Source organism: Nostoc cf. edaphicum LEGE 07299, from assembly GCF_015207245.1.
In the GTDB taxonomy this organism is placed as follows: Bacteria; Cyanobacteriota; Cyanobacteriia; order Cyanobacteriales; family Nostocaceae; genus Nostoc; species Nostoc edaphicum_B.
In genome coordinates this window covers 1-4,795 of sequence record NZ_JADEXF010000396.1, presented here as the reverse complement: position 1 = coordinate 4,795, position 4,795 = coordinate 1, and the positions used below count along the sequence as shown (strand labels likewise).

The 4,795-nt window shown below is 41.1% G+C and carries 4 protein-coding genes and 2 pseudogenes; 4 read left to right on the top strand and 2 right to left on the bottom strand.

Features of this window, described 5'->3' with window-relative positions:
- Window positions 1–86 precede the first annotated feature (86 nt).
- Entirely contained in the window at window positions 87–410 is a 324-nt protein-coding gene (gene trxA / locus IQ229_RS13395) for a thioredoxin (protein ID WP_104909616.1), read from the top strand.
- 154 nt (window positions 411–564) lie between these two features.
- Here trxA and IQ229_RS13390 read toward each other — a convergent pair whose 3' ends face one another.
- The gene (locus IQ229_RS13390; protein ID WP_194044402.1) at window positions 565–1,158 is read right to left on the bottom strand and encodes a MarC family protein; all 594 of its coding nucleotides are present in this window, start codon (window positions 1,156–1,158) and stop codon (window positions 565–567) included.
- Between the two features lie 210 nt (window positions 1,159–1,368).
- Between IQ229_RS13390 and IQ229_RS13385 the strand changes: the two are divergent.
- The 3 genes and pseudogenes from IQ229_RS13385 to IQ229_RS13375 all read left to right on the top strand — a co-directional run.
- Window positions 1,369–1,524, top strand: a pseudogene (locus IQ229_RS13385) (nitrilase-related carbon-nitrogen hydrolase); the annotation flags it as partial.
- 578 nt (window positions 1,525–2,102) lie between these two features.
- Window positions 2,103–3,905, top strand: a complete 1,803-nt coding sequence (gene ltrA, locus IQ229_RS13380; RefSeq protein ID WP_194044400.1) for a group II intron reverse transcriptase/maturase — start codon at window positions 2,103–2,105, stop codon at window positions 3,903–3,905.
- A gap of 160 nt (window positions 3,906–4,065) precedes the next feature.
- On the top strand, window positions 4,066–4,509 hold the full coding sequence (locus IQ229_RS13375) for an SRPBCC family protein (RefSeq protein ID WP_194044398.1): 444 nt from the start codon (window positions 4,066–4,068) through the stop codon (window positions 4,507–4,509).
- Between the two features lie 49 nt (window positions 4,510–4,558).
- Here IQ229_RS13375 and IQ229_RS13370 read toward each other — a convergent pair.
- Window positions 4,559–4,636, bottom strand: a pseudogene (locus IQ229_RS13370) (short-chain dehydrogenase); the annotation flags it as partial.
- Between the last annotated feature and the right edge of the window lie 159 nt (window positions 4,637–4,795).

Below are 4,795 nucleotides of genomic sequence, written 5' to 3'. Positions count from 1 at the left end.
ATGTACATCCTCGCACTTCCAAGCTGAGGTTTTTGCTATGGTAGAATTTTCACCAAGTTCAGATATTATTGGCGAAGGTTTTAGGCATGTCAACAGCCGCACAAGTTACCGATTCTAGTTTCAAGCAAGAAGTACTCGACAGCGATGTACCAGTTTTAGTTGACTTTTGGGCACCCTGGTGCGGACCATGCCGTATGGTAGCTCCTGTTGTCGATGAAATCTCCGAACAGTACAAAGGTCAAATAAAGGTCGTAAAAGTCAACACAGATGAAAATCCTAATGTTGCTAGTCAGTATGGCATCCGCAGCATTCCCACATTAATGATTTTTAAGGGTGGACAAAAAGTCGATATGGTGGTTGGCGCCGTGCCTAAAACTACATTAGCTTCCACTCTCGAAAAGCATCTTTGAAACTCAATCGGCAATAAAACTCTCTTGAGTTATCCATGTTGTTCTAACTTTAGGTTAATTTTTATAAACAAGTTTGAGAGGCGCGAATTTGTCGTCTATCAAACTTGTTTACATTTGTATACATTTTTCGATTCCGAATATTTTTACGAGTTTTCTAGCTCAAAAACAATTCCCTAATTCCCGTACTACCAATTTCCACTGCTAGCGCCGCCAACAGAAAACCCAAAAGTTGAGTCACAATGACTCCACCTTCTGCACCAATCCACTGGTCAATCAGATTTGCTAAACGCAAAATCAACCAAGTGATAAACATTGCCCCTAAGATACCCACCGCTACAGCAATATGCGGACTCTGAGATTTCGACATCAGCAACATCACCGTCGTCAAAGTCCCCGGCCCTGCAAGCAGGGGTAAAGCTAGTGGAGTAATTGCGACATCGCGTCCTTCTTCAATAATTGGCTGATCTAATTCTCCCCGCAGCATTTGCAAAGCAATTAAAAGTAACAATATTCCTCCTGCTACTCGCAAAGAGCCGATACTGATTTCCAAGTAATTTAAAATTATTTGCCCTGCAAAGGCAAATAGCAAAAGAACTGCGATCGCAATGATAATTGCTTTATCTATAACTTTGTTTCTTTGGCTTGGCATCATGCCCTTAGTCAAAACTAAAACAATCGGTATATTGCCTACAGCATCCGCCAAGACAAACACAGCGATAAATGTTTGAATGAGAATAGGAATATCCACAGTAGACAGCTTTTATCAAGGTTTGATCACAACCTAATCTTTATCTTGCTCAGTTTGCTAGAACCTAGAGGAAGATTAAAAGCAGCAATAAAACAAGTCTGTTAAAGAAAAGGAACCCTGATGGGTTTCTAATTAAGTTCCACAGATTTTGAAGTAGCGATATATTTTGATAATCTATCTTCCATAAATCAACTGTTCGTTGTTGAATCTATGAAGTCTTATTTAGCCGCCGCTATTCAATTGACCAGTGTGCCCGATCTACACAAAAATTTGGCACAGGCAGAAGAATTAATAGAGCTTGCCGTGCGTCAAGGAGCTGAATTGGTGGGTTTGCCAGAAAACTTTTCCTATATGGGAGAAGAAAAAGTGCGATTCGTTTAACCTAAATGAGTAGTAATACTCAGGGACGGTTAGCTGGTTCCATTAGCCAGACAACTGAATGACCTTGTAGGTGAAAAACCTACCACGCAGGTGCAGCGTTGAAAGCATCACCCCTACGGTAGCGACTAGCCATCAATCCGTAAAGCGGGGTGAAAAGATGGCTCTACTAGTAGCCTAATCTGGTATCCATCAAGCAAAAGTACCCATGAGTAAAGCAACAGATTGAAGACACGCTTGAATCGCCGTAACACCGTAACCAGCGAAATAGGCTGACTACGCTGGAGCCAAAAGACAAAGGATAAAAGAGTTGGCGAATTTTTTCTCGACCAATCTGCACTTCTAATAAACCCGGCGAACAGTGTCACTCTAAAGGTACATAAAATGGTCATTCGGAACGAAGTAACCTCTCGTATGCCCTCAAGGTGGTCGAATCCTTGAGTAGGTGCTAACCGTATGCAACGAGTAGGAGAGATTGAGAAAAAAGCAAAAGCCTTGGGTAATGCCAAGGATAGGCTGACGTTCTCACGGTGATTTGGAAGATAAAGTTTCCATTAGGAGTACAAATGTCCAATACGAGTTTAAAGACTACGGTGGAATGGCACAAAATTAACTGGCGAAAGCTAGAGCGTCGAGTATACAAGCTCCAAAAGAGAATTTATCGAGCCTCTCAACGTGGCGATGTAAAAACATTTCGCAGACTCCAAAAAACGTTGATGAAGTCTTGGTCAGCAAGAGCTTTATCGGTTCGTAGAGTTACCCAGGATAATAGAGGGAAAAAGACCGCAGGTGTGGATGGTATAAAAACGCTAACCCCAAAGCAGCGTCTTACCCTCATAACCGAACTAAAACTGGGAAACAAGGTTTGCCCAACCAGGCGAGTATGGATTCCCAAGCCTGGGACGGATGAGAAGCGACCTTTAGGAATACCTACAATGAAAGACCGAGCCTTGCAAGCACTTGTCAAACTGGCATTAGAGCCAGAATGGGAAGCGCGATTTGAACCTAACTCATACGGGTTCAGACCTGGACGCTCATGCCATGATGCAATCGAAGCAATATTCAACGCAATAAGGTATAAATCCAAATACGTATTAGATGCCGACATTGCCAAATGTTTCGACCGCATCGACCATGAAGCATTGCTCAAAAAACTAAATACATTCCCCACCATACGCCGACAAATTCGTGCATGGTTAAAAGCGGGGGTAATGGACAACAAGCAACTGTTTCCAACATCTGAGGGTACGCCACAGGGTGGGGTTATATCCCCACTATTAGCAAATATTGCCCTCCACGGTATGGAAGAACGAATCAAGAAATTCGCAGAAACTATCCCAACAAACTACTCCGGTAAAAAAAGAAAAAGGGAAAGTTTAAGCCTGATTCGTTACGCCGATGACTTCGTAATTCTCCACGAAGATATAACCGTTGTTCAAAGATGCAAAGAGATTATCTCTGAATGGTTGAAAGGCATGGGTCTAGAGTTAAAACCTAGTAAAACAAAACTTGCTCATACTTTAAAACAATATGAGAAAGAGAAACCAGGGTTTGACTTCCTGGGGTTTAATGTTCGACAGTTCCTTGTAGATAAACATCATACTGGGAAAAATACAGTCGGAAAACCACTAGGCTTTAAAACAATCATCACTCCAAGCAAGAGCAAACAGAAGATACATTACGACCAAATCGCTAGTGTTATAGAAAACCACAGGACAGCGCCACAAGAGGCACTAATTAAAAACCTGAACCCAATTATCTTGGGGTGGGCAAACTATTATGCGACCGTAATAAGTCATGATATTTTTTCAAAAATTGACCATCTTCTGTATCAAAAGCTTAGAGCTTGGTCAAAACGCCGCCACCCAAAAAAGGGATATAAGTGGGTTGTTAAAAAATATTGGCATACCATAGGTGGCGATAACTGGGTATTCGCAACCAAGCAAGAGAGTAAAAATCTACTGCGGTTACTAAAGCATAAAGCAATTCCAACAAACCTTTATGTAAAAGTTAAGGGCGAATCATCACCATACGATGGAAACCTAGTCTATTGGAGTTCAAGGATGGGGAAAAATCCAGAAATGCCAAAAAAAGTAGCATTACTTTTAAAAAAGCAAAAAGGGAAATGTCCTCACTGTAATATGTTTTTTCGTGAAAACGATGTGATGGAAGTTGACCATAGAATTCCAAAATCGCAAGGTGGAAAGAATTCATACGAAAACTGGCAGCTACTTCACAGACATTGCCATGACACAAAGACAGCCACCGATGGCAGTCCTGGCAACCAATCTGGCTGTAATAGTGCCAAGCCTAAGCCCACTAAAAGACTGGAAAAGTCTCAGGATAAATGGGTAATGAGGTACGCATGACAAAAAGCGCCAAACCACTGAGGAGCCGTGTGAATTGGAAACTTTCATGCACGGTTTTGAAGACCAGTGGAACTGGTGACGGTTCCACTGAGTTCTAATGATACCCTAGATATCGAAATTGATACTGAATCCGAAAGTTGAATTTTAGGTTTTTCTTTCCATGCTGCACTTTAAACATTCTTCAATAATTAATGCCACACCAGAAGTAGTTTGGAAATTTCATGAAAGGCCAGATATTTTGCAACTGTTGAATCCACCTTGGCAGCCAGTCCAAGTAGTTCGTCGTGAAGGAGGGCTGAACGTGGGCGCTATCACAGAATTTCGCCTATTTCTCGGCCCATTACCCTTAACTTGGTTAGCGCGTCATACTGAATGTGAAAAATATCGCCTGTTTACCGACGAACAGATATCTGGGCCTTTTGAATCTTGGATACATCGACATGAATTTGAACTGGAAAATGGTAAAACTAGGCTGACTGATGCTATTTCCTTTTCTATGCCTGGTGGAGGAACAGTTGAATTTGTCAGTGGTTGGTTAGTGCAAGTGCAACTAGAAGCTATGTTTCGCTATCGCCACTATGTAACTAAACGAGAATGTGAGTAACAATAGCAGAATGTGCTGGCAGCAAAAATTAATTATCCTGATTTTTCAACCCTTGCCGAGAAAATAAAAGAGCTGTTGCTTTACCAATACCTTCAGAAGCACCTGTAATCAATACCGTAGGAGCCATACTCTTATATATAAGTAGTAAATTTAAAATTATTTTGAGCAATAACATTCCAGAAACCTTCTAACTTTCGTTAGATTTTTTATCATATCCAAAATAGTTGTTTAACGATATTATAAATTTTCATTCGCAGCTGTTTTGTAAAAAAACTCTGCTATATAG

Excerpts from the sequence above, each read along its gene's own strand:
- trxA (WP_104909616.1), top strand. The coding sequence starts at position 87 with ATGTCAACAGCCGCACAAGTTACCGATTCTAGTTTCAAGCAAGAAGTA.
- ltrA (WP_194044400.1), top strand. The coding sequence starts at position 2,103 with ATGTCCAATACGAGTTTAAAGACTACGGTGGAATGGCACAAAATTAAC.
- IQ229_RS13375 (WP_194044398.1), top strand. The coding sequence starts at position 4,066 with ATGCTGCACTTTAAACATTCTTCAATAATTAATGCCACACCAGAAGTA.